Origin of the sequence: Paracoccus versutus, assembly GCF_029909795.1 — a bacterium.
GTDB lineage: Bacteria > Pseudomonadota > Alphaproteobacteria > Rhodobacterales > Rhodobacteraceae > Paracoccus > Paracoccus versutus.
Map to the genome: position 1 here is coordinate 2,036,426 of NZ_CP038197.1, position 23,273 is coordinate 2,059,698.

21 protein-coding genes are annotated in these 23,273 nt (G+C 71.5%); 8 read left to right on the forward strand and 13 right to left on the reverse strand.

Features of this window, described 5'->3' with window-relative positions; translation table 11 throughout:
• Positions 1 to 25: 25 nt before the first annotated feature.
• From E3U25_RS21340 to hslO, 5 genes are read right to left on the reverse strand one after another with little or no spacing between them, the layout of a single operon-like run.
• Entirely contained in the window at positions 26 to 1,246 is a 1,221-nt protein-coding gene (locus E3U25_RS21340; protein ID WP_116223113.1) for a class I SAM-dependent RNA methyltransferase, read from the reverse strand.
• Entirely contained in the window at positions 1,243 to 3,093 is a 1,851-nt protein-coding gene (locus E3U25_RS21345) for an ABC transporter ATP-binding protein (RefSeq protein WP_036758176.1), read from the reverse strand. Before E3U25_RS21345 ends, E3U25_RS21340 begins: the two co-directional genes overlap by 4 nt.
• Entirely contained in the window at positions 3,093 to 4,259 is a 1,167-nt protein-coding gene (locus tag E3U25_RS21350) for a CCA tRNA nucleotidyltransferase (protein ID WP_116223112.1), read from the reverse strand. Before E3U25_RS21350 ends, E3U25_RS21345 begins: the two co-directional genes overlap by 1 nt.
• Positions 4,256 to 4,840, reverse strand: coding sequence for an NUDIX hydrolase (locus tag E3U25_RS21355; RefSeq protein ID WP_116223111.1), 585 nt, complete (start codon positions 4,838 to 4,840; stop codon positions 4,256 to 4,258). The genes E3U25_RS21350 and E3U25_RS21355 overlap by 4 nt, the downstream gene beginning before the upstream one ends.
• On the reverse strand, positions 4,840 to 5,862 hold the full coding sequence (hslO, locus tag E3U25_RS21360; protein ID WP_036758171.1) for an Hsp33 family molecular chaperone HslO: 1,023 nt from the start codon (positions 5,860 to 5,862) through the stop codon (positions 4,840 to 4,842). The genes E3U25_RS21355 and hslO overlap by 1 nt, the downstream gene beginning before the upstream one ends.
• Before the next feature lie 222 nt (positions 5,863 to 6,084).
• On the opposite strand from hslO, the gene rpe reads away from it, so the two are divergent.
• Genes rpe through E3U25_RS21375 form a run of 3 tightly spaced genes read left to right on the forward strand, consistent with a single transcriptional unit; the run spans position 6,085 to position 8,433 of the window.
• On the forward strand, positions 6,085 to 6,777 hold the full coding sequence (gene rpe / locus E3U25_RS21365; protein WP_116223110.1) for a ribulose-phosphate 3-epimerase: 693 nt from the start codon (positions 6,085 to 6,087) through the stop codon (positions 6,775 to 6,777).
• Positions 6,774 to 7,973 carry a 3-deoxy-D-manno-octulosonic acid transferase gene (locus E3U25_RS21370; protein WP_072461141.1) on the forward strand — a complete coding sequence of 400 codons (1,200 nt, stop codon included), beginning with the start codon at positions 6,774 to 6,776 and terminating at the stop codon, positions 7,971 to 7,973. The genes rpe and E3U25_RS21370 overlap by 4 nt, the downstream gene beginning before the upstream one ends.
• 40 nt (positions 7,974 to 8,013) lie before the next feature.
• On the forward strand, positions 8,014 to 8,433 hold the full coding sequence (locus E3U25_RS21375) for a DUF1178 family protein (protein ID WP_036758165.1): 420 nt from the start codon (positions 8,014 to 8,016) through the stop codon (positions 8,431 to 8,433).
• Positions 8,434 to 8,436: 3 nt separating this feature from the next.
• Here E3U25_RS21375 and E3U25_RS21380 read toward each other — a convergent pair whose 3' ends face one another.
• From E3U25_RS21380 to E3U25_RS21395, 4 genes are all read right to left on the reverse strand, one after another.
• Complete coding sequence (locus E3U25_RS21380; protein WP_036758163.1) at positions 8,437 to 9,213, reverse strand: ABC transporter ATP-binding protein; 777 nt, start codon at positions 9,211 to 9,213, stop codon at positions 8,437 to 8,439.
• Positions 9,213 to 10,247 carry a FecCD family ABC transporter permease gene (locus E3U25_RS21385; protein WP_036758161.1) on the reverse strand — a complete coding sequence of 345 codons (1,035 nt, stop codon included), beginning with the start codon at positions 10,245 to 10,247 and terminating at the stop codon, positions 9,213 to 9,215. Before E3U25_RS21385 ends, E3U25_RS21380 begins: the two co-directional genes overlap by 1 nt.
• Positions 10,244 to 11,341 carry an ABC transporter substrate-binding protein gene (locus tag E3U25_RS21390; protein WP_116223109.1) on the reverse strand — a complete coding sequence of 366 codons (1,098 nt, stop codon included), beginning with the start codon at positions 11,339 to 11,341 and terminating at the stop codon, positions 10,244 to 10,246. Before E3U25_RS21390 ends, E3U25_RS21385 begins: the two co-directional genes overlap by 4 nt.
• Positions 11,342 to 11,406: 65 nt before the next feature.
• The gene (locus E3U25_RS21395; protein WP_116223108.1) at positions 11,407 to 12,813 is read right to left on the reverse strand and encodes a Vgb family protein; all 1,407 of its coding nucleotides are present in this window, start codon (positions 12,811 to 12,813) and stop codon (positions 11,407 to 11,409) included.
• A 151-nt stretch (positions 12,814 to 12,964) separates the two neighbouring features.
• On the opposite strand from E3U25_RS21395, the gene E3U25_RS21400 reads away from it, so the two are divergent.
• Both E3U25_RS21400 and E3U25_RS21405 read left to right on the forward strand, forming a co-directional pair.
• On the forward strand, positions 12,965 to 13,798 hold the full coding sequence (locus E3U25_RS21400; RefSeq protein ID WP_116223290.1) for an alpha/beta hydrolase: 834 nt from the start codon (positions 12,965 to 12,967) through the stop codon (positions 13,796 to 13,798).
• A gap of 54 nt (positions 13,799 to 13,852) precedes the next feature.
• Positions 13,853 to 14,242 carry a hypothetical protein gene (locus E3U25_RS21405; RefSeq protein WP_140848071.1) on the forward strand — a complete coding sequence of 130 codons (390 nt, stop codon included), beginning with the start codon at positions 13,853 to 13,855 and terminating at the stop codon, positions 14,240 to 14,242.
• Here the strand turns inward: E3U25_RS21405 and E3U25_RS21410 are convergent.
• On the reverse strand, positions 14,128 to 17,985 hold the full coding sequence (locus tag E3U25_RS21410; RefSeq protein ID WP_116223107.1) for a non-ribosomal peptide synthetase: 3,858 nt from the start codon (positions 17,983 to 17,985) through the stop codon (positions 14,128 to 14,130). The two genes, E3U25_RS21405 and E3U25_RS21410, sit on opposite strands and share 115 nt — an antisense overlap.
• A 173-nt stretch (positions 17,986 to 18,158) precedes the next feature.
• Between E3U25_RS21410 and E3U25_RS21415 the strand changes: the two genes are divergently transcribed.
• Positions 18,159 to 18,707 carry a cytochrome b gene (locus E3U25_RS21415; protein ID WP_240540283.1) on the forward strand — a complete coding sequence of 183 codons (549 nt, stop codon included), beginning with the start codon at positions 18,159 to 18,161 and terminating at the stop codon, positions 18,705 to 18,707.
• Positions 18,708 to 18,787: 80 nt separating this feature from the next.
• Positions 18,788 to 19,120 (forward strand): DUF2794 domain-containing protein, encoded by a 333-nt coding sequence (locus E3U25_RS21420; RefSeq protein WP_036760319.1) that lies wholly within the window; start codon positions 18,788 to 18,790, stop codon positions 19,118 to 19,120.
• A 24-nt stretch (positions 19,121 to 19,144) separates the two neighbouring features.
• Here the strand turns inward: E3U25_RS21420 and E3U25_RS21425 are convergent, their stop codons facing one another.
• Positions 19,145 to 19,984 (reverse strand): AraC family transcriptional regulator, encoded by an 840-nt coding sequence (locus tag E3U25_RS21425; protein ID WP_116223106.1) that lies wholly within the window; start codon positions 19,982 to 19,984, stop codon positions 19,145 to 19,147.
• A gap of 67 nt (positions 19,985 to 20,051) precedes the next feature.
• Between E3U25_RS21425 and E3U25_RS21430 the strand changes: the two genes are divergently transcribed.
• Positions 20,052 to 21,419 carry an SLC13 family permease gene (locus tag E3U25_RS21430; RefSeq protein ID WP_116223105.1) on the forward strand — a complete coding sequence of 456 codons (1,368 nt, stop codon included), beginning with the start codon at positions 20,052 to 20,054 and terminating at the stop codon, positions 21,417 to 21,419.
• A 15-nt stretch (positions 21,420 to 21,434) separates the two neighbouring features.
• Here E3U25_RS21430 and E3U25_RS21435 read toward each other — a convergent pair whose 3' ends face one another.
• Entirely contained in the window at positions 21,435 to 22,373 is a 939-nt protein-coding gene (locus tag E3U25_RS21435; RefSeq protein WP_116223104.1) for a DMT family transporter, read from the reverse strand.
• A 99-nt stretch (positions 22,374 to 22,472) separates the two neighbouring features.
• Positions 22,473 to 23,270: a crotonase/enoyl-CoA hydratase family protein gene (locus tag E3U25_RS21440; RefSeq protein ID WP_116223103.1), complete on the reverse strand. Its 798-nt coding sequence runs from the start codon at positions 23,268 to 23,270 to the stop codon at positions 22,473 to 22,475.
• Positions 23,271 to 23,273: the final 3 nt, after the last annotated feature.

The window sequence follows — 23,273 nt, forward strand, 5'->3', positions numbered from 1 at the left end:
AAATACCACAGAGATTAAAATTTCGCTAGCGTCGGCGAAACTCCGCCACGGTCTCGACATGCGGCGACCAGCGGAATTGGTCGACCACGAACAGCCGGCACAACCCATAGCCTCCCTCGGCGAGAATCCGCGCATCCCTTGCGAAAGTGACGGGGTCGCAGCTGACCCAGGCGAGCCGCGGCACCTGCGCGCGGGCGATCTCGCGCGCCTGCGCCTCGGCCCCGGCGCGGGGCGGATCGATCACGATTGCGTCATAGGCCAGCTCGTCGGGCATCAGCGGGCGGCGCGCCAGGTCGCGAATCTCGGTCGTGATTCGGCGCAGGCCCGGTGCCTGCCGGGCGGCGGCATCCAGTGCCTGCAACGGCGCGGCCAACCCCTCGACGGCATGGACCTCGGCCGTCTCGGACAGGGGCAGCGAGAAGGTGCCGCAGCCCGCGAACAGGTCCAGCACCCGCCCGGCGTTCCCCACCATGCCGCGCACGGCGGCCAGCAGCGCGGCCTCGCCCTCGGCGGTGGCTTGCAGGAATGCGCCCGGCGGCGGCACCACCCGCGCCCGGCCCATGGCCAGCGCCGGCGGGCGGCGGGTGATCGCCTGCCCGTCCCAGCCCAGCCGCGCCAGGTCGCCCTGGTCGGCCAGCGTCGCGAGGGCCTGGAACAGCGCCGGCTCCATCGGCTTGCCGCCGGAGACGGCCAGGTCCAGCCCCGCCGGAGTCTCGGTCACGGTCAGCGACAGCTCGGCCGAACGCGAGGCGCCGGCCGTCACCAGCTGCCGCAGCATCGGCAGCGCGGACTGGATCGCCGGCCGCAGCACATGGCAATCGGCGATGTCCACGATCACGTCCGAGGCGCGGGCGTGAAAGCCCACGAGCGCGCCCTTCTTCGTGCGCCGCCCCGACAGCACCGCCCGCCGGCGCGAGCGCGGCGGCGAGACATGCACCCCCGCGACCGGCGCCGAAAGCCCCTGCGCCCGCAACGCCTCGGCCACCACGCCGACCTTCCATGCCTTCACGAAATCGTCCGAGCCATGCATCAGCGAACAGCCGCCGCAGGCGCGGTAATGCTGGCAGGGCGGGCGCACCCGCTCGGCCGAAGGCGTCACGATGCGCGGGGCGGCGATGCGGCCGGCCTCGGCCTCGCCCTCGATCTGTTCGCCGGGCAGCACCAGTGCGGCCAGCGCGCGCCGATCGCCGCTGATGGCGACGCCGTCGCCCTTGCGGCCCAGCCGCTCGACGGTCCAGAGTGTCACTCGGCGGCCTCCGCCGCATCGTCCTCGGTGCCCAGGAAGCCGCCCGACTGGCGGTTCCAGTAGCGCGCATAGGTGCCGTCCAGCGCCAGCAGCTCGGCATGAGCGCCCTGTTCGACGATGCGCCCGGCCTCCAGCACGACGATGCGGTCCAGCTCGGCGATGGTCGAGAGCCGGTGGGCGATGGCCAGCACCGTCTTGCCCCGCATGGCGCGGTGCAGCGCGTCCTGGACCTGCGCCTCGACCTCGCTGTCGAGCGCCGAGGTCGCCTCGTCCAGGACCAGGATCGGCGCGTCCTTCAGCAGCGCGCGGGCCAATGCGATGCGCTGGCGCTGGCCGCCAGACAGCTTGACGCCGCGTTCGCCCAGATGCGCGTCATAGCCGGTGCGGCCCATGTGGTCGCGCAGCTTCAGGATGAACTCATGCGCCTCGGCGGCCGTGGCGGCGGCGACGATTTCCTCCTCGGTCGCATCGGGGCGGCCATACAGGATGTTCTCGCGCGCCGAGCGGTTGAACATCGCGGTTTCCTGCGTGACCATGGCGATGTTGCGGCGCAGGCTTTCCTGCGTCACCGCGCGCACGTCGTGGCCGTCCACCCGCACCGCGCCGCTTTCCACGTCGTAGAGCCGCAAAAGCAGCGAGACCATGGTCGATTTCCCCGCCCCCGAGGCGCCGACGATGCCCAGCTTTTCGCCGGGCGCGACATGCAGGTCCAGGTCGCTGATGCCGCCTTCACCGCGGCCATAGGCGAAATCCACATGGTCGAAGTCGATCCGCCCCGCGACCCGGCCCAGGGCGATGGCGTCGGGCGCATCGGTCAGGGCATGGGGCGGGGCCAGGGTCTTCATGCCGTCCTCGACCTCGCCGATGCTGCCCCAGACCCCCATCAGCGCCATGCTGACCCAGCCGGTCATCTGCGCCAGCCGCATGGCGATGGCGCCGGCGGCGGCGATGTCGCCCGCCGTGGCCATGCCCTGCCGCCACAACAGGATGGTGCCGCCGACCAGGATCACCGGCAGCGCGCCGGCGATGGTCATCAGCGACAGGCGAAACCAGGTGCTGACCCGGCCGAAGTCCAGCGCGCGTTCGCGGAAACCGGCCATGGCGCCAAGCGCGGCGCGGTCCTCGTGCTCGGCATGGGCGAAAAGCTTGACGGTCTTGATGTTGGTGATCGTGTCCACGACCTGCCCCGTGACCATGGCCCGCGCCGAGGCCCGGCTGGCCGAGCGCGTGCGGATGCGCGGCAGGAAGAAGCGGATCAGCAGCACGTATGAGCCCAGCCAGACCATCAGCGCCAGCGCGCCCCAGCCGTCGACCGAGACCAGGAAGGCGGCAGAGCCGATCACCGAGGCCAGGGCAAAGGCCACCACGTTGACGAATTCGGTCGCCACGTCGGTCACGGCGCGGGCGGTCTGCATCTGCTTTTGCGCGATGCGGCCGGCAAAGTCGTTGTCAAAGAAGGTCACTGCATGGCCCATGGTCCAGCGATGCAGCCGCGACAGCACCAGCGGCAGGATGTTCGGCCCGATGATGACGCTGGAGCTGGCGGTGGAAAGCCCGAAGATCGCCGGGCGGATCAGCAGGAAGAAGGCGGCAAAGCCCAGGATCAGCCCGCCCTGGTCCGCCCAGATCCGATCCGCGGGGGTCGAGACCACCGCATCCACCACCCAGCCCAGCAGCACGGCCGAGACCACGTCGGCGATGCCCCCCAGCGCCGAGGCCACCGCCGCCAGCGTCAGCCCCGGCCAGGCGCCCGACAGGCACCAGCGGAAGAATGCCAGCAGGCTGCGCGGCGGCGGACCCTCGGCCGGGCGGAAGGCGTCGATCATGCGGGCGAAGAAATCATGCATCAGGCGCGGGCCTCTTGTTGCAGGGCGATCCGCAGCAGCGCCTCGGGCGGCAGGGTGAAATCGCTTTCGACAAAGGCGTCCTCGGCCCGGCGCAGCGCCTCGCCCAGGGCGGGGCCGGACAGTTCGGGCATCAGGTCGCGGGCGGTCAGCGGGAATTTCGCCGCGGCGCCGCGCGCCAGTTCGTGGCACCAGCCAAAGGCCGGCCGGTCGCCGCGGGCGGCACGGATCAGCACCGATTGCGCGGCGTTCGCGCGGCCCAGGCGATAGGCGGCGGCCGGCGCGGGCATGGCCAGCGCCTGCGCGATCCGGTCCTGGGTGCGGGCCTCGTCCCGCGACAGGCGCAGCGCCTCGGCCGGGTTCGGCGCGCCCAAGAGCGCCAGCCGGCGCGGCCAGCAGGGCAGGGCGCCGGTGCCATATTCCCGCTCGACCTCGACCAGGTCGGGCAGGTCGCTGGCATCCGCACCGGGCAGGACCAGCGGCAGCACGCCCGCCTCGGCCATCAGCGCCATGGCGGGGGAAGGGTCGGGGGCGTCGAGCAGCTTGCGCATCTCGTGGCCGATGCGTTCCTTCGAGATGCCGGCAAGCCCCTGGCGCAATTCGCGGCAGGCGGCCAGCGCGTGCAGGTCGGCCTCGCGCCCATACCAGGCCAGCAGGCGAAAGAAGCGCAGGATGCGCAGATAGTCCTCGGCGATGCGCGCGCGCGGGTCGCCGACGAAGCGCAGCCGACGCGCGGCCAGGTCGGGCAGGCCGCCCACCGGGTCCAGCACCTCGCCCGAGGCGGTGGCGTAAAGCGCGTTCATGGTGAAGTCGCGGCGCTGCGCGTCATCCTCGATGCGGTCGGAATAGGCCACGACGGCGCGGCGGCCATCCGTTTCCACGTCGCGGCGGAAACTGGTGACTTCGAAGCCGCGGCCATCGGCGATGATGGTGACGGTGCCATGCTCGATGCCGGTGGGCACACTGCGCAGGCCCGCCGCCTCGGCCAGCCGCACGGTCTCTTCGGGCCGGGCCGAGGTCGAGATGTCCACATCCGCCACCGGCTCGCCCAGAAGCGCGTTTCGGACCGCGCCGCCGACGATCAGCGCCTGCGCGCCCTGGGCCGCCAGCGCGGCCAGTACCTGCCCCAGGGCCGGGTCGTCGAGGAAGGGCGCGGTCAGCCGGGTCATCGGGCAATCCTTGTCGCAAGGGAATGCAGAACGCGGGCGGTGGCGCCCCAGATATAATAGGGGCCCCAGGGGGCGACGTAATAGTCGCGCCGCACCCCGCGCCAGATCCGGCCCTCGACATGGTAGTTCGCCGGGTCGGATACATGGGCGAAGGGGACGGTGAACACCTCCTCGACCTCGCCCATCTCGGGGACGGGGGTGAAGGGACCGTGGACCAGCGCCAGCACCGGGGTCATGGCAAAGCCGGTGATGGTGCGATGCGCCGGCATGGTGCCCAGCACCTCGACGCGGGCCGGGTCGAGGCCCACCTCCTCATGCGCCTCGCGCAGCGCGGCGGCGATCTCGTCGGCATCGCCGGGATCGACCTTGCCGCCGGGCAGGGCGATCTGGCCGGGATGGTGGCGCAGACTGCTGGCGCGCTTGGTCAGGATCAGCCGCCCGTCCACCGCGTCGAAGGCGGCCAGCACGCCGGCCGGGCGCAGCGCCACCTCGCCCGGCGGGGCGCCGCCGAAGTCGAAATCCGACGAGGGCCCCGTCGTTCCCGACAGGGCCCGCGTCAATGTCTCGCGGATCGTTCCCATCAAAGCGCGGCCCGGCTTTCCCCCGCCCCGCCCTTGGGCAGGGGGTTGCCCTCGGCGTCGATCACCGCCTCGAAGCCCAGGCTTTTCGGGTCGAATTCGTAATGCGCGCCGCAGAACTGGCAATCGGCGGTGACGATGCCGTCGTCATTGGTCATGTGGCCGATGTCCTTGGCCGAATAGATCGACAGCGTGCTGCGCACCCGCTCGGCATTGCAGGAGCAGCCGAAGACCAGCGGCTGCGCGGCGAAGGCGGTCGGCTCTTCCTCGTGGAACAGGCGGAAGACCAGGTTGGGCAGCGGCAGGGCCGGGTCGACCAGCTCCATCGCCTCGACCGTGGCCATCAGCGTGGTGGCGCGGTTCCAGTCCTCGGATTGCGCGCCTTGCAGGATGTCGGCGGATTGCAGGTCGCCCTCGGGCCCGGCATGGCTGCCGGCCGGCAGGGTCTGCAGCATGATGCCGCCGGCGCGCCAATGGTCCTGGTGCTGGCCGGGCAGGCGTGCGCGGCCCACCGTCAGCTCGAACCGGGTCGGCAGCTGCTCGGACTGTTCGAAATAGGTCTGGGCGCAGCTGGCAAGCGAGCCGCCGGCCAGCGGGGTCAGGCCCTGGTAGGGGGTCGTGCCCTCGCCCTGGTCGATCAGCACCGCGAAATAGCCCTGGCCCAGCTGGTCGAAGCCGGGCAGGCCGTCTTGCAGGCGCTCGGCGTCGAAGCTGGCCCAGGCGCGCATGCGGGCGGGGGCGCCCTCGGTCTCGGGGGCGTAGTAGTCGGTCGCGATGGTGCGGATGGCGCCGTTGCCGCGCACCTGCAGCGAGAGCTTCCAGCGCAGCTTGATGGTCTGGCCGATCAGCGCGGCCAGGGTGGTGAGTTCCGCCACCATGGCGCTGACCGGGACCGGGTAGTCGTGGCGCGACAGGATGTGTTCGAGCAGGGGCCCGAGGCGCGCGACGCGGCCGCGCATGTCCGAGCGCTCCAGCTGGAAGGGCAGCATGCTGTCGTCCCAGGAAATTTCCTTCGTTTCGGTCATCACAAGTCCTTCGGAATAGGGATGCGCGGGGGCCGGCTGCGGCCTGGCGCCTTGGCCCCAATATAGGCCATGCGGCGGAAAGCCCAAGGGGGAAGCCGGGGGCTTCGCGCCCCCGGACCCCCGCGGGGTATTTGGAAAACGGAGAAATGCGACCTTCAGGCCTGTTGACGGCCGGCCGGCCGGGACGATAACCGGGACCAGGGGCATTGCAGGGAGCCAGACATGACGTTCGACCGCCGCATCAAGATCGCGCCTTCCATCCTTTCCGCGGATTTCGCCAATTTCGGCCAGGAATGCCGCGCCGTCGAGGACCAGGGCGCCGACTGGGTCCATGTCGATGTGATGGACGGGCATTTCGTGCCGAACCTGACCTTCGGCCCCGCCATGTGCAAGGCGATCCGGCCGCATATCCGCGGCGTGATGGACGTGCACCTGATGATCGCCCCGGTCGATCCCTATATCGAGGCCTTCGCCGAGGCGGGCAGCGACATCATCACCGCCCATGTCGAGGCCGGGGCGCATGTCCACCGCACGCTTCAGGCCATTCGCGGCACCGGCGCCAGGGCCGGGCTGGCGCTGAACCCCGGCACCCCGGCGCAAGCCGCGCGGCCGCTGCTGGACGATGTCGACCTGATCTGCGTGATGACGGTGAACCCCGGCTTCGGCGGGCAGAAGTTCATCCACAGCCAGGTCGAGAAGGTGCGCGAATTGCGCGCCATGATCGGCGACCGCCCGGTGCATATCGAGATCGACGGCGGCGTCGATCCCGTGACCGCGCCGCTGGTCGCGGCGGCTGGGGCGGATGTGCTGGTCGCCGGCTCGGCCGTGTTCCGCGGCGGTTCGGTGTCGAACAGCGCGCCCTATGGCGAGAACATCCGTGCCATCCGCGAGGCTGCCGAGGCCGCCCTGCGTTGATCTGGCGCGGCGCCACGGCGCTGGCCGGCGGGGCGCTGGGCCTGGCCGCGCCGCTGGCCGGGGCGGATTGGCGCGAGCGGCTGGCGCTGTCCGGCCCTGAGGCCGCGCCGGGCGGGATCTGGCTGCATGCGGCCAGCGTGGGCGAGCTGAACTCGGTTCAGGTGCTGGCCGAGGCGCTGGCGCGGGACTTTCCCCTGGTGGTGACGACCAACAGCCTGACCGGGCGCGCGCTGGCGCGGCGGCTGGGTTATCCTTGCGCGCTGGCGCCGCTGGACGTGCCGCAGGCCGTCGGGCGCTTTCTGGACCGGCTGCGGCCCGCGGTGCTGGTCACGGTCGAGAACGAGCTTTGGCCCAACCGTTCGGCCATGGCGGCAGCGCGGGGCGTGGCGCAGGTGGTGGTGGGCGCGCGCATCTCGGCTCGCTCGGCGGCGCGCTGGGGCCGGCTGCCGGGGCTGATCGGGCCGATGCTGGCCCGCATCGACGCGCTGTCGGCGCAGGATGCGGACAGCGAGGCGCGGCTTCTGGCGCTGGGGCTGCGGGCGGGCGCGCTGACGCCGCGGCTGAACCTGAAGCTGCTGGCCCCCGCCCAGGTCGAGCCGGGCGAGGACGGGCCGGAGCGCGCGCGCACCGTGCTGGCGGCCTCGACCCATGAGGGCGAGGATGCGCCGATGCTGGACGCCTGGGCCGCGGCGCGCGCGGCGGTGCCGGACCTGCGGCTGATCCTGGCGCCGCGCCATCCCCGGCGCGGCGATGCGGTGGCGGCGCTGATCGCGGCGCGTGGCCTGGATTTCGTCCGCCGCAGCCAGGGCGGCGGGCTTGGCGCGCCGGTGCTGCTGGCCGATACGCTGGGCGAGATGGCGGCATGGTATCGCGCCGCCGGCATCTGCATCACCGGCGGCTCCTTTGCCGATCACGGCGGCCATACGCCATGGGAGCCGGCGGCCTGGCGCTGTGCCATCCTGCACGGGCCGCATGTCGCCAACCATGCCGGCGACTATGCCGACCTGGCGGCGGCGGGCGCGGCGCGGGGCTGCACGGCCGAGGCGCTGCCGCAGCTGCTGGCCGCCCTGGCGCAGGACGGCGCGGGCCAGCGCCGCATGGGCGAGGCGGCGCGGGCGCTGCTTTTGGCGCGGGCCGGCGATCCCGCCACGCTGGTCGCGCGGATCAAGGCGCTGGCGCGGCGCGGCCTTGCATAAGCCCTTGCCCGGCCCGATATTCAAGGGGAAAGGAGTCGCGATGATCCGCTATGCCCTGCGCTGTGAAAAAGGCCATGATTTCGATGGCTGGTTCCGGTCCTCGGACGGGTTCGACGCCCTGCGCGCTGCGGGGCAGGTCACTTGCACGCATTGCGGCTCGGCCCAGGTGGACAAGGCGCTGATGGCGCCGCGCGTGGCGCATGGCCGCGACGATGCCCCCGACCTGCACAACCCCCGCAACGACCATGAGGCGGCGCTGGAAAAGCTGCGCCGCCATGTCGAGGAAACCTCGGATTACGTCGGCATGTCCTTTGCCGCCGAGGCCCGCGCCATGCACGAGGGCCTGGCGCCCGAACGCGCGATCCATGGCGAGGCGAAGCTGGAAGAGGCCCGCAAGCTGCTGGAGGACGGCATTCCCGTCGCGCCCTTGCCCTTTCGCTCGCGGCAGCGGGCGAACTAGGGGTCAGCCCGGCGCGTGTTCGCCGTCGATCAGCACCATGATCCGCCCGCGCGAGCAGCGCTCGACCCGCGCCTCGACGCCATAGACCTGGGCCAGCAGCTGCGGGGTCAGCACCTGTTCCGGTGCGCCTTCGGCATGGGTATGGCCGCCGTGGATCAGCACGATGCGGTCGGCCCATTGCGCCGCCAGCGCCAGGTCGTGCAGCACGGCGACGACGATGCGCCCCTCGCCCGCCAGGCGCCGCAGTTCGGAAAGCAGCCGCACCTGCCGCGCCAGGTCCAGCGCGCTGGTCGGCTCGTCCAGAAGCAGCAGGCGCGGGTCGCGCACGATGGCCTGCGCCAGGCTGACCATCTGCCGCTGCCCGCCCGACAGCGCCGACAGCGGCTCGAGCGCCAGCGCGCCGATGCCCAGCTTGTCCAGCACCGCCATGGCGGCCGCATCGGCCTGGCGCGCGCCCAGGGTCTCGCCCGCCCGCAGCGCCGCGATCACGCTTTCCAGCGCCACCAGCGACGAGCTTGACGGCAGGCTTTGCGGCATGAAGCCGATCAGCCGGGCGCGGTCGCGCATCGGCACATGGGCCAGGTCCTGCCCGTCCAGCAGCACCTGCCCGCCATGGGGCTGCAACTGGGCGATGGCGCGCAGAAGCGTGGATTTTCCGGCCGCGTTCGGCCCGGCCAGCACCGTGACCTCGCCCGGCCGCAGCAGGGGCAGGTCCAGCCCCGCAAGCACGCTGCGCGCGCCGTAGCGCACCGAGATGCCCTGAGCCAGCAGCCCTTGCATCAGCGCCGCCTGCCGCGCAGGATCAGCGCGAAAAAGATCGGCAGCCCGATCAGCGAGGTGACGAGGCCGACCGGCAGCAGCACCCCCGGCACCAGCGTCTTGCTGAGCGTCGAGGCCAGCGACATGACCAGCGCCCCGGTCAGGATGCTGGCGGGCAGGAAGACGCGGTGGTTCTCTCCGACCAGCATGCGGGCGATATGCGGCCCGGCCAGGCCGACGAAGCCGATGACGCCGACCATGGACACGGCCGAGGCGGCAAGCAGGCTGACCCGCAGCAGCGTCCAGCGCCTGAGGCCGGCCACATCGACGCCGAAGCTTTTCGCCTGGTCCTCGCCCAGCCGCAGCGCGGTCAGCTTCCACGCCGCGCGAAAGGAAAACGGCACCGCCACCGCCAGCACCACGCCGATCAGCACCACGCCCGGCCATTGTGCCGAAGCCAGGCTGCCCATGGTCCAGAACACCAGCTGTTGCAGCGCATCGGCCGAGGCGACGAATTGCAGCAAGGACAGCAGCGCGGCGGCGGTGAAGTTCAGCGCCACGCCGAACAGGATCAGCACCTCGGGGCCGCCGCCGCGGATGCGGCCCAACAGTTGCAACAGCCCCAGCGCGCCAAGCGCGAACAGGAAGGCGTTGCCCGAGACGCTCCAGACCGCCGGCAGGCCGGGCAGGGTCAGGCCCAGCACGATCGCCACCGCGGCGCCAAGCGCGGCCGAGGAGGACACGCCCAGCGTGAAGGGCTCGGCCAGGGGGTTTTCCAGCACGGTCTGCATCTCGGCCCCGGCCAGCGCCAGCGCCGCGCCGACCAGCAGCGCCATGCAGGCCACGGGCAGGCGCACGTCCCAGACGATGACCTGGGTGCCCCGCGCCACCTCGCCGCCGGTCAGCGCCCGCAGCGTATCGGCCAGGGGCAGGCCGGCCGGGCCCGTGACCAGGTCCAGCAGCAGCGCCGCCAGTGCGGCAAGGCCCAGCACCGCCACCAGAAGGGCGTTGCGCCGGCCTTGCCGGTGATAGCGCTGCAGCGTCGCGTCGCTCATTGTTCCGGCGTCACCCACCATGTTCCCGGCACGATGACGGGCGAGAAGCGGGCGTTGATCTCGGCCAGGGTCTTGGCGGGATCGACGTCCTGGAACAGGTCGGGATGAAAGGTCTTGGCCAGGTATTCGATCAGCGCGATATGCACGGGCGAATCGTTGAACAGGTGCCAGACGCCGGCCGTGCGCCCCTGCTCTACCGCGCGCAACGAGGCAAAGCCCGGCGCCGCGATCAGCCGCTGAAAGCTGGCCTGCGCGGTCTCGGCATCCACGCCCGAGCCCAGAACCAGCCCGCCCCGCGCCGCCATATGCGTACCGCCGGTGGCGATATAGACGTCCGGGTCGGCGCCGATCAGATATTCCAGGCTGACGTTGCCCAGCACGCCCTTGACGGTATCATGGCCGATGTTCTGCCCGCCGGCCGTGGTGATGAAGTCGTGAAACACCCCGCTGCCCACGGTCGAGCAGCAGTTCTGCGGCGCCGCATGGACGTGGAAGAACACGCGCGGCCGGGCGATCTCGGTGTCGGCCAGCCGGTCGCGGATGCGGGCCAGCCGGCTGTCGTAGAATGCGGCGAATTCCTCGGCGCGTTCCTCGGCGCCGGTCAGCTTGCCCAGGATGCGCAGACTGGGGATCGAGTTTTCCTGCGGATGCGAGAAGAAATCGACATAGGCGACCGGAATGCCCGCCGCCTCGATCTGCTGGCGGGCGACCTCCATGCCGGGGTCGTTCCGGTCGATCAGCGTCAGCACCACCAGGTCGGGATGCAGCGCGATGATCGCCTCGGCCGAGATGTCGCGATTGCCCGAGCCGACCGGGCGGATCTGGTCGATGTCGGGGAATTTCTCGCGGTAGGCCTGCATGGTCGGCTCGTCCAGCGCCTTGTCCAGCCGCCAGCCGGAAACCAGCGCCACCGGATCGTCGTGGATCAGCCCCAGCACCGACAGGTGCCGCCCCTCGCCCAGCACGATATGGCTGGCGGGCTCGGGCAGATGCACCTCGCGCCCCAGGATGTCGGTGGCCACCACATCCGCCGCGGCAGGGCCAAGCCAGGCGATCAGGGCGAATGCGGCAAGCAGCGGGCGGGTCAGGGTCATGGCGGGTCCGTTGGCTCATGCGCCGGGGCGCGCATGCGGGCGCCCCGGCAGGGTCAGCGCCCCTCTTACTCCGTGGCGGGGGTGATGCGCCAGATGCGGTCGCCCGTCTCGTCGTTTTCGCCGCGCGACTTGTTGACCGCCCAGACATTGCCCTTGCCGTCGGCGCGCAGCTGGTTGGGCAGGCTGCCGGCGTCCAGGTTCGCCACGATCTCGCCTTCGGGGCTGACCACGGTGACGGTGCCGGCGCCGCGGTTGGCGACATAGGCCAGGCGGCCCACCGGCTCGAAGGCGACGTTCAGCGGGCCGGCGCCCACGGCGACGTCATGCAGGACTTCGCCGGTCTCGGCCTTGACGATCAGCAGGTTGTCGGTGGCCTGCGAGGCGACGAAGATCAGCCCCTCCTGCGGGTCGTAGGCCACGCCCGAGGCCGCCTTGGCGCCCGGCAGCGCGATCACCTTGACCTCGCCCGAGGCCAGGTCGACCACCGCCGCCTCGGGCGTGGACAGGCTGACCGTGACCAGCTTGCCGCCCGCCTCGTCGATGTCCAGCGCCATGGTCGAGAATTCCTCGCCCCGGATCTGCGACTTGATGGTGATCGGCTCCAAGGGCTCCAGGGTCTTGGTGTCGAAGACCTTGATCTCGGGCGTGCCGGTGGCGCTGGCATAGGCGCGGCCGTTGGCCTCGTCCACCACCACGTCGCGGGCATGGGGGACGGCGCCCGGCTCGAACTGCTTGACCAGCGACAGGTCGGACTGCTTGTAGACCGCGGCCGTGTCCTGGCGGGTATTCGTCACCCAGACATTGCCGTTCGCCTCGTCCACATCGACGCCATAGACCGCGAACAGGCCGCCGTCGCTGCCGTCGGGACGGGCGGGCGCGGCGCCGGGGGTGGCCTCGGCCTCGATCTTCAGCGTCTCGGGGTTGATCTTGACCAGCTTGGCCTCCTTGACCGGCGGGCGGCCGACGGCGCTGGTCACGAAGGCGGCATTCGCGGCCTCGCTGAACTTCACCTGGTAGAGCCCGCGCACCACCGGCTCGCTGGCAACGGCGAATTTCTCGGCCCCCGCGACCGGCACCTCGGGCGAGATCTTCAGCTCGACCACTTCGGCCGAGGCCGGGTTCTCGGTGATGACGACGATGGGCTGCAGGCCGGTCTCGGCCTCGGCGTCGATGTCGAGCGCAAAGCTGAACCCGCCCTCGGCATCGACGGTGATCGGCTCGGCGTTCAGCGCCTTGGTGCCGCGCATCAGCGTGACGGTCTGGCCGGGGATCAGGTTCTGGCCCTCGATCACCGCCTTGCCGCCCTTGAACACCGGGGCGCGATCGACGCCGCCGGCGCTGACGCGGCCGGCGAAATCGACCAGCGGCTTGGTAAAGACGGTTTCGGCCAGAACGGGGCCCGCGATCACCGAAAGCGCAAGCGCCGAGGCCCCCAGCAGGGCGCGAAGGGCGGGGCGCGATGGATATGCCATGAGAAACTCCTTGAAAACAGAACAGGACTCGCTTTGGCTGACCCCGATCAGGGCTGGCTTCGGTCAGCGGGCAACCTATATTCCTGACCGTCCTTGTCAACTAACGTCGGCAAGGATGCAGGGCTTTGTGAACAGGGGGAATTGTCGCATCATGTCGCAGCTTGGACAGGTCGGGCCGGATCACGCCAGGAAGCAGGCCGAACTGCGCATCTTTCAGACCGGGTCGCCGACGCATGCGCTGTCGCAAAAGGTGGTGGCGGTCGGCCCCGGCTACCGGCTGTTTCTGGCGGTGCCCAGGGCGCCGGCGCCGGCCGGGGGCTGGCCGGTGCTTTACATGCTGGACGGCAACGCCGCCTTCGATTTCCTGGCGCCCGAGCATCTGGCGCTGGCCCCCGGACTGATGATCGTCGGCATCGGCTATGACACCGACCGCCAATTCGCGCGCGAGCTGCGGACGCTGGACTTCACCGCGCCCGACGGGCCGGGCGACGGCCTGCGCCCCGACCATGTCCACGAAGGCCGCACGGCCGGCGGCGCGGCGATCTTTCACGACCGGCTGACCGGCCCGCTGCGTGCGGCGGCCGAGGCTGGCCTGCCCGTCGATCCCGCCCGCCGCACGCTTTGGGGCCACAGTTTCGGCGGGCTCTTCACGCTTTACGCGCTGCTGGCGCGGCCGCAGGGCTTTGCCCGCCATGCCGCGATCAGCCCCTCGATCTGGTGGGACGAGGCGCTGATTCGTCGCGTGGCCCGGGAAGCCGCGCCCGCATCCCTGCCGCTGCTGGTGGCGCTGGGGGATCGCGAGAAGCGCTCGGGCAGCGCCGGCCCGCCGCCGGACGGGCCGGCGCCTGCCACGATGCAATTCGTCGCCGACCTGGCCCGCCATCCCGGCCACCGGGCGCAGCTGCATGTCCTGCCGGGGCTGATCCATATCCAGACGCTGGCGGGGTCGTTCCCGCTGGTCCTGCCTTTTGCCTGCGCGGATTAACCGGATCTCAATCCTCTTGTGCTGCTGTGGCGGCAGGCAAGAACGGAGATCGGGATGGTTTTCGCCAGATATGCGCTTGTTCTGCTGGGCCTGGTGCTGTGCGGGCTGGGCGTCGCGCAGGTGCAGCCGGGGGTGCCGGGTCTTTTCCCGCCCCCGTCCGCGCCCCCGGCCATGGCAGTGCCGGGACCGGATGCGGCTGACATCCTGCTGGGCCTGGGCGGGCTGATCGGTGGGCTGGTCTGCGGCCTCATCGCGCTGGCCCTGGCCGGTCCGCAGCCGCCGCCGGACCGCGCGCCGCCCAAGGGCGCGACCGGGACGGCGCCGGCCGGTCAGCCCCCGCCCAGCCTTTTGACCAGACCGGGCGCGATCAGGGCCGTGGCCTCGGCCGAGGTCATCTCGGCATGCAGGAAGGGCAGGTCGATCACCTCCAGCCCCTCGGCATAGGGCTCCCACATCCGGGGCGTCAGCGCCCGGTCCTTGTGGTCGCGGGCGGCGCGGAAATGCGTGATCGTGCCGGCAAGGCGGCGATGATGATGGCCGCGGATCAGCCGGTTGGTGCCCGTCACCGTGCGCACCACCCCGTCCAGCACCTGCGCGGGCAGCGCCCCCAGCGCGCTGTCGCCCCGGCGCAGGAAGGTCACCACCGCCTCGCGCGTGTCCAGCTCGCGATGCGCCTCGGGGTCGTAGCCGGCGATGGCCAGCAGCGCGCGCAGGGCGGCGACGGGGTCCGGCTCGGGCTCGTCGCGCCAGGCGTCGCAGGGATAGCTGTCCAGCATGGCGACCAGGCCGGGCTCGCGGCCCATTGCGGACAGGATCACGGCGATTTCCTGCGCCAGGATGCCGCCGACCGACCAGCCGGCCAGATGGACCTTGCCCCGCGGCGCCAGCGCGGCGATGCGCTGCGCATAATCCTGCGCCAGTTCGGCCAGGCTTTCCGGCATCGCCACCGCCGGGTCCAGGCCCGGATGTTGCAGCCCCCAGACCCGCCGCGCCGGCGCGATGCGCCGCGCCAGCCCGCGATAGCCCCAGGCAAGGCCGCCGGCCGGATGGATCAGGAACAGCGGCGCGGCCTGCGCATCGCCCTCGGCCAGCAGGATCAGCGGGCCCAACCCGTCGTCATGCGGCGCCTGCGCGTCCAGCGCGGCGGCCAGCACCGCCAGGACCGGATGCTCGAAGATCGTGCCCAGGCCGGGGTCGCGGCCGGTTTCGGCCTCCAGCGCCTGTGCCAGCCGCACCGCGGAAAGCGAATCGCCCCCGAGCGCAAAGAAATCCGCCTCGGCCGGGGCGGGTTCGGGCAGGTGCAGGATCTCGGCGAAAAGCCGGGCCAGCAACTGTTCGGTCGCGGTTTCCGCCGCGCGGCCCGAGACGGCGAATTCCGGCGCGGGCAGCGCCTTGCGGTCGAGCTTGCCATTCGACGTGACCGGCAGCGCCTTGAGCGCCACCTCGGCCGAGGGGATCATGTAGGCGGGCAGCCCGGCCGCCAGCCGCTCGGCCAAAAGGCCCGGCCGCCAATCCGCCGTCGGCACCAGATAGGCGACGAGGCGCTTTTCGCCGGCATGATCCTCGCGCGCGATGACCACGCATTCGCGGGCCAGGCCAGATGCCATGATCGCCGCCTCGATCTCGCCCAGTTCGACCCGCAGCCCGCGGATCTTGACCTGGTGGTCCGAGCGGCCGAGATAGACCACCGCCCCGTCCGGCCGCAGCCGGGCCAGGTCGCCGGTGGCGTAAAGCCGCCCCTGGGGCGCGTCGATGAACCGCTCCGCGGTCAGGTCGGGCCGGCCCAGATAGCCGCGCGCCAGCTGCACGCCGCCCAGGTAAAGATGCCCGGCCAGGCCCGGCGGCACCGGGCGCATGCGCTCGTCCAGCACCTCCAGCGCCGTGTTCCAGACCGGCCAGCCGATCGGGATCGGGTTCGCGCGATCCTCGGGTCCGGCGGGCCAGTAGCTCACGTCCACCGCCGCCTCGGTCGGGCCATAGAGGTTGTGCAGCTCGGCCGTGATCCGGGCGTGGAAGCGGTCGCGCTGGTCCGCCGTCAGCTCCTCGCCCGAGCAGAACACCCGGCGCATCGCCAGCCCCTGGGAGGCAGGCGAGGCCAGGAAGGCGGACAGCATCGACGGCACGAAATGACAGGTGGTGATGGCGCGTTCGCGGATCAGGCGGGCGATGGCGGCGGGGTCGCGATGCGCGCCGGGCGGCGCCATGACCAGTTCCGCCCCGGCCATCATCGGCAGGAAGAATTCCCAGACCGAGACGTCGAAGGTCGCCGGGGTCTTTTGCAGGATACGGTCCTGGGCCGTGATGCCGTAATGCGCCTGCATCCACAGCAGGCGGTTGACGATGGCGCGATGCTCGACGGCGACGCCCTTGGGCTCGCCGGTCGAGCCCGAGGTGAAGATGACATAGGCCAGGTCGCCCGGCTGCGGCCCCCCCGTGGGGCGACCCTCGGCCGGCCAGTCGTCCGGCAGCAGCAGGTCGGTGCCGGCCGGGAACAGCCCGGCAAGGTCGGCCGTGGCCAGCACCGCCACCGGCCGGGCCTGCGCCAGGATGCGGGCGATGCGCTCGGCCGGGTGGGCGGGGTCCAGGGGCAGATAGGCCGCGCCGGCGCGCAGGATCGCCAGCAGCGCCACGGGCAGTTCCAGCGACCGTTCCAGCGCCACCGCGACGATGCGGTCGGGGCCGGCGCCAAGGCCTTGCAGCCGCGCGGCCAGGGCGGCGCTGCGGCGGTCCAAGTCGGCAAAGCTCAGGCTCTCGGCGCCAAAGCTGACGGCCGGGGCCTCGGGCGTGGCGGCAAGCTGCGCCTCGATCAGCGCGGTCAGGGTGGTGTCGGGCAGGGGATGGCGCGTCGCCTGGGCGCGCGCCTTCGCCGCGGCGATCTCGGCCGGGCTGGCGGTCGGCACCTCGGCCAGGGTTTCGGCCGCAAGCGCGGCCTCCAGGAAGGCCACCAGCCGGTCGCCATGGCCGCGCACCTCATCGGGCGCATAAAGCGCGGGGTTCGCGTCCACCTCGAAGATCATGCCCGAGGCCGGATCGCCGCGGAAGGTCAGCGTCAGGTCGTCGACCGCGCCCGCCCCCAGGATATGCAGCCGGGTTTGCAGCCCCGGAAATTCCGGTGCCTTGTCAAAGGGCTGCACGTTTACCAGCGGGCCATAGAGCCGCCTGGTGCCGCCGACCAGTCCCAGCTCGCGGCGCAGAAGCTCGCTGCGGTAAAGGCCGCGGCGGCGGCCCTGCGCCATGCGTTTCGACTGCGCGGCCAGCCATTCGGGCAGGGGCGCGTCCTCGTCCAGCCGCAGCCGGTGCGGCAGCACGTTCATCGCCATGCAGGGCAGCTGCGCGATCTTGCGGCCCATCCGCGCCATGAAGGGCAGGCCGATCACCGCCTCGCCCCCGGTCCAGCGCGCCAGGTAGGCGCCGGTCAGCGCATTCAGCACATCGGGCCAGCCCAGCCGGTGCCGGGCGGCATAGCCCGCCAGCCGGTCCAGCAGCGCCTGCGGCAGCAGGCGGGAATCGCGCAGGAAGTCGGCCCCGCTGACCGCGCGGCCCGGTGCCAGCCCCGCGACCTCGGGCAGGCCGGCCAGTTCCGCGTGCCACCAGTCGCGGTCGGCCAGCCGGCGGGGCGAGGCGCGCCAGGCCGCGTCCTCTTCGGTCGCCAGCGACAGCGGGCCAAAGGGCTCGGGCGCCGGCGCCCCGGCCGCCAGCGCGGCGTAATGCGCGGCGATGCGGTTCGTCACCAGCACCATGCCATAGCCGTCGATGGCCAGGTGGTGGATGCGTTCGTAAAGCAGATGCCGCTCGGGACCCAGGACGAACAGCGTCAGCGCCCCGGCCGGCGCGCGGCCCAGGTCCAGCGGTCGCCGGCTGTCGGCGCGCATCTGCGCCAGGGCCTGCGCCTCGGCGTCGGGCTGGGCCGAGAGATCGGCAAAGCCCAGCATCGGCGGCAGGCCGACCCATTGCCGCGGCCCCTGGGGCCCGGCGGCGAAGCGCAGCGCCAGGGCCGGGGTCTCGGCGATGGTGCGCTGCACGGCCTGGGCCAGCGCGTCGCGGTCCAGCGGGCCGGTCAGTTCCAGATATTGCCCGGTGTTCAGGATCGGGTTGCCGGGGTCCAGCGCCTGGACATACCACAGCCCCTCCTGCGCCTCGGTCAAGGGGCAGCCGGTCTCGGTCGGGATGTCCTGATGCGTATCCATGTCAGGCGCGCCGCGGCCGGAACGGGGAAATTCGCAAGAAAAAGGAAGAGCTGACAACCATGTTACCCCAGGCACCGGATTGCGGGCCTTGCCCGTCTGCGGTCATGGCCATAATGTCACTAAGGAATTTAGTCAACTTTGCACCCGGAACCATGCCCCCCAGATCCTTGCCCTTGCGCGATACCGAGCAGCTCTATGGCCAGGTGACGCGCCTGCTGCATTGGAGCATTGCCGCGCTGATGCTGTGGCAGTTCCTCGGCATGGGGCTGCGGGCGGCTTTGGGCCGCACGCCGCTGGTGTCCTTTTTCGTCGGCTCGCATCAGCCGGTGGGCACGGTGCTGTTCCTGCTGATCGTCCTGCGGGTGGTCTGGGCCGTGGCGAACCGCGGCCGCCGGCCGGATCACGGCCCCGGCCTTTGGGGGCTGGCGGCGCGGCTGGGCCATCTGGCGCTGTATCTGGTCATGGTCCTGGTGCCGGTCGCGGCCCTGCTGCGCGCCTATGGCGGCGAGCGGGCCTTTGCCCCCTTCGGCTTCCAGATCTTCCCGGCCCAGCAGCCGCCGGTCGGCTGGATGGTCGGCCTGGGCGAGGCGCTGCATGGCGAGATGGCCTGGCTGCTTCTGGCGCTGATCGCGGGCCATGTCGTCATGGTCGGCGTGCACGAGGGCATGTGGCGCGACGGCACGCTGGCGCGCATGGCCGGGCGCCGGCGGGCGGGCCTCTAGGCCACAATCGCGCGGGGCGCGGCGTAGGACCGCCCTTTTTCGTTGCTTGCGCGCCGGGGCGGTGTCACCATTCCTTCATGATGAATGCGCCCTTCGGTTTCCCGTCCGAGCATGATCGCGTGGCCTTCGACCGGGCCGAACTGGGCGTCATCCTGTCCCTTTACGGCCGGATGGTCGCGGCGGGCGAATGGCGCGACTATGCCATGTCCTTCCTGCGCGACATGGCGGTCTTTTCGATCTTTCGCCGCGCGGCCGAGCATCCGCTCTATCGCATCGAAAAGCGTCCCCGGCTGCGCCAGGCGCAGGGACAATATGCGGTGATCGGCATGGACGGGCGCATCCTCAAGCGCGGGCACGACCTGCCCACCGTGCTGCGCGTGCTGGAACGAAAGCTGATCCGCCCGGTGGACTGACCGGCGCGGCCGCTGGGCGGGCAGTCAAGCTTGCGCGCCCTCCGGCGGGGGGCTGGCGCGGTTGCGCAGGTAGCTTTGCGGCGGGACGCCGAAATGGCTGCGAAAGGCCGCGACGAAGGCGCTGGCGCTGCGATAGCCCAGCGAATGGGCGATGGTGGTGCTGCTTTCGCCGCGCTCCAGCCGGCCTACGGCAGCCAGCAGCCGCACCCGGCTGCGCCAGTCGCGAAAGGACAGGCCCGTCTCGGCCCGGAACAGCCGTTCCAGGGTGCGGGGGCTGGCCCCGGCCTCGGCCGCCAGCAGCGGCAGCGGCCGCGGGTCCGAGGGATGGCGCCCCAGATGCGCCGTCAGCCGCCGCAGCCGCGGATCCTGCCCGCCCGGCAGGTCGAGAGGCGCGGGCGCCGCCGCCGCGATCTCGTCCAGCGCCACCGCGCCCAGCCGGGCCAGGCGACCGGCGTCCCGTTCGGCCGCCATGCGCAGGATCACCTCGCGCAGCAGGGCCGAGATCGGCAGCACCTCGCAGCCCCTCCCCTTGGGCCGCACCGGGCAGGAGGGATCGACGTAAAGGTTGCGCGTCCGCGCCCCGGTGCCGGGACGCGAGACCACGCGCATCTCATGCCGGGTGCCGCCGGGGATCCAGATGCCGAAGCCGGGCGGCACCAGCCAGACCCCGTCCTCGGCGCCAAGCCGCAACAGCCCCTCGGCCGCCCACAAAAGCTGGCCGCGCGGATGGGCATGGGGGGCGACATGCGCGCCCGCCGCAAGGTCGCGCCCATGCGCCAGCACCGGGCGCGCGGGATCCAGGATAAAGGCGGTGCCGCTGGGGTCGAAGCGCAGGATTGGCGGATCATCGACATCTTTTGTCATGATGGCGAACTTACGCAGGGGGCCGGCTTCTGTCTAGGCTGCGCCGTTCCCCTGTTCAGGCGCCGCCATGAAGCTTTCCACCCGTCCCCTTGTCTTTCTTGCCAGCCTGGTCCTGGCCGTCCTGCTGGCCGTCGGGCCGGTGCCGCAGCCGCTGGGCCGCAATGCCGCCGTGGTGCTGGTCACGCTGGCCTTGTGGAGCACCGGGCTGGTGCCGCCCTTCCTGACCTCGCTGATCTTCTTTGCCGCGGTGCTGATCCCCGGCCTTGCACCACCCGAGCTGGTCTTTGCCGGCTTCGGCTCGGCCGCGGTCTGGCTGATCGTGTCGGGATTCGTGATCGGGGCGGCGATCACCGGCTCGGGGCTGGGCGGGCGGATCGCCGGGGTGCTGGCGCCGCTCGCGGGCGGCAGCTACCTGCGGCTGGTGGCGGTGATGACGCTGGCGGCGATGGCGCTGGGTTTCGTCATGCCCTCGTCGGTCGGGCGGGCGGTGGTGCTGGTGCCGGTCGGCATGGCGCTGGCGGAACGGCTGGGGCTGCACAAGGGCTCGAACGGGCGCATCGGCCTGGCGGTGGCGCTGACCCTGGCCTGCAACATGCCCAGCTTTGCCATCCTGCCCTCGAACATTCCCAACATGATCCTGGCCGGCGCGGCCGAGGGGCAGCACGGCGTCACCTTCGGCTACATGTCCTATCTGCTGCTGCATTACCCGGTGCTGGGGATCGCGAAATCGGCGCTGACCGTGGCGCTGATCGTCGCGCTGTTCCCGGACCGGATCGAGGCCGGCAGCGCCGAGGCCACCCCGCGGGCCCCGCTTTCGCCGCAGGAGCGGAGGGTGGCGCTGATCCTGGCCGCCACGCTGGCCCTGTGGATGACGGACCGGCTGCACGGCGTCGGCCCGGCCTGGATCGGGATCGCCACGGCGGCGCTGCTCTTGATGCCGGGGCTGGGCGCGGTGCCGCCCAAGCAGTTCAACGCCTCGGTCGATTTCGGCATGGTGCTGTTCGTCGCCGGGGCGCTGGCCTTGGGGGCGGTGGTCAATGCCTCGGGGCTGGGCAGCGTGCTGGGCGGGGTCTTGCAGGACTGGCTGCCGCTGCACCAGGGCGCGAGCTTCGTCAACTTCCTGTCGCTGACCTCGATGTCGGGGCTGATGGGGCTGGTCACGACCAATCCCGGCGTGCCCACCGTGCTGACGCCCATGGCACCGGACTTGGCCGCCGCGACGGGGCTGTCGCTCAAGGCGGTGCTGATGACCCAGGTGGTCGGCTTTGCCACGGTGATCTTTCCCTATCAGGTCGGGCCGCTGGTGCTGGCCATGCAGCTTTCGAGCGAGAAGCTGGGCCATGTGCTGCGCATCACCGTGCCGCTGGCGGTGCTGACCTTCCTGGTGCTGATGCCGCTGGACTGGCTGTGGTGGCGCCTGCTGGGCTGGCTGTGATCCGGGCGGATGGGTTCAGCCGGCCCGCCTGCGCCGGGCAGCGGCCCGCCACGGCCGCCCGTCGATCGCCGCCAGCTCCAGGCCGATCAGCGCCATGCCGGCGAAATGGCGCGCTTGCAGGGCTTCGCCCAGAAACAGCGTGCCCAGCAGGATGGCGCTGACCGGGATCAGGAACGTCACCAGCAGCAGGTTGGTCGCCCCCGCCGTGGCGAGGATGCGGAAATACAGCACATAGGCCAGGGCCGTCGAAATCCCCGCCACCCCGACCAGCGCCAGGGCGGCCGCCGGGCTGGGCGCCGCCAGCGTCCATGGCCGGTCGACGGCCGCCGCCAGCGGCAGCAGGACCAGGCTGGACGCGATCACCTGCCCGGCGGCGGCGGTCATCGGGGCAATGCCCATCGCGCGGAACCTGCGCCCATGGATGCCGGCCAGGGCATAGGACAGCGCCCCGGCCAGGCAGGCAAGCTGCGCCGCGACCTGCGTGCCGAAGGCGTGCAGTGCATCGGCGCCGATCAGCGCCGCCACGCCGGCAAAGCCGACCAGCACCCCGGCAAGCTTGCCGCCGCTCATGCGTTCGTCGCGGGTCAGGACATGGGCGAGGATCACGGTGAAAAGCGGCGTCGCGGCGTTCAGGATCGAGGCCACGCCCGAGGCGACGTGCTGCTGTCCCCAGACGATCAGCGAAAACGGGATGGCGTTGTTCAGCAGCCCCATGCCCAGGAAGGCCGTCCAGGCTGCGCGGCCGCGCGGCATCCGCTCGCCCCGCAGGCGCAGGACGGCCAGCAGGATCAGCGCGGCCAGCGCCACCCGTGCGGCGACCACGGTCAGCACCGGCAATTCCCGCACTGCGACGGCGTTGAAAAAGAACGACCCGCCCCAGACCGCGGCCAGGGCCAGCAGCAGTCCCCATTCCACGGGCGTCATCGGGCGATTGGCGGCGGGCGGTGCGGGCATGGGTTTCCTTCCTTCCGGCCCCTTCGGCCGGTTTCGGAAAGTCATGGCGCCGTCACCGCCCGGCCGCGATCCGTTTCTTGCGGCCGAAACCCCGCGGGATCAGCCTTCCTCGCCCGGCTTGATCTTTTGCGCCGTGCCCTGGGCAAAGCTGTCCAGCCGGCCGCGCGCCGCGTCCTGGGTGTTGACGATGCCGGCGACCATGGCCTCGGCATAGGCGGCGTCCAGCCCCGACATGTTCTGCATGTGCGAGATGGCCGAGCAGGCGGCGAAATTCGACAAGGGCGTGTTCTGCGCCACCCGGCGGGCGAGGTCGTAGGCCATGGCCTCGCTGTCTGTCACGCGGTATTGCGCCAGCCCGACCTGCACCGCCTCGTCCCCGGAATAGAGCCGGCCGGTCAGCATCATGTCCACCATGCGCGCCTGCCCGATCAGCCGCGGCACGCGGATGGTGGCGCCGCCGCCGGTGAACAACCCGCGCTGGCCCTCGGGCAGGCCGAAATAGGTGGTCTCGTCCATCACCCGGATATGGACCGAGGAGGCCAGCTCCAGCCCGCCGCCGACCACCGCGCCCCTGAGCGCGGCGATGACCGGCACGCCGCCATATTCGATCTTGTTGAAGGCCTCGTGCCAGCGCAGGCAGATGCGCATGAACTCGGCGGGGCTGCGGTCTTCGCGCCCATGTTCGACCAGGTCCAGCCCGGCGCAGAAATGCGGCCCCTCGGCGCGCAGCACCACTGCGCGGGCGCCCGAGGCGGGCAGGGCGGAAAACACCGCGACCAGTTCCTCGATGGTCTCGGCGTTCAGCGCGTTGCGCTTGGCGGCCCGGTTCAGGGTGACGGTGGCGATGCCGTCCCCGTCCATGGCGCAAAGCAGGTTGTTCAGCCGCAGATCCTGCATGGT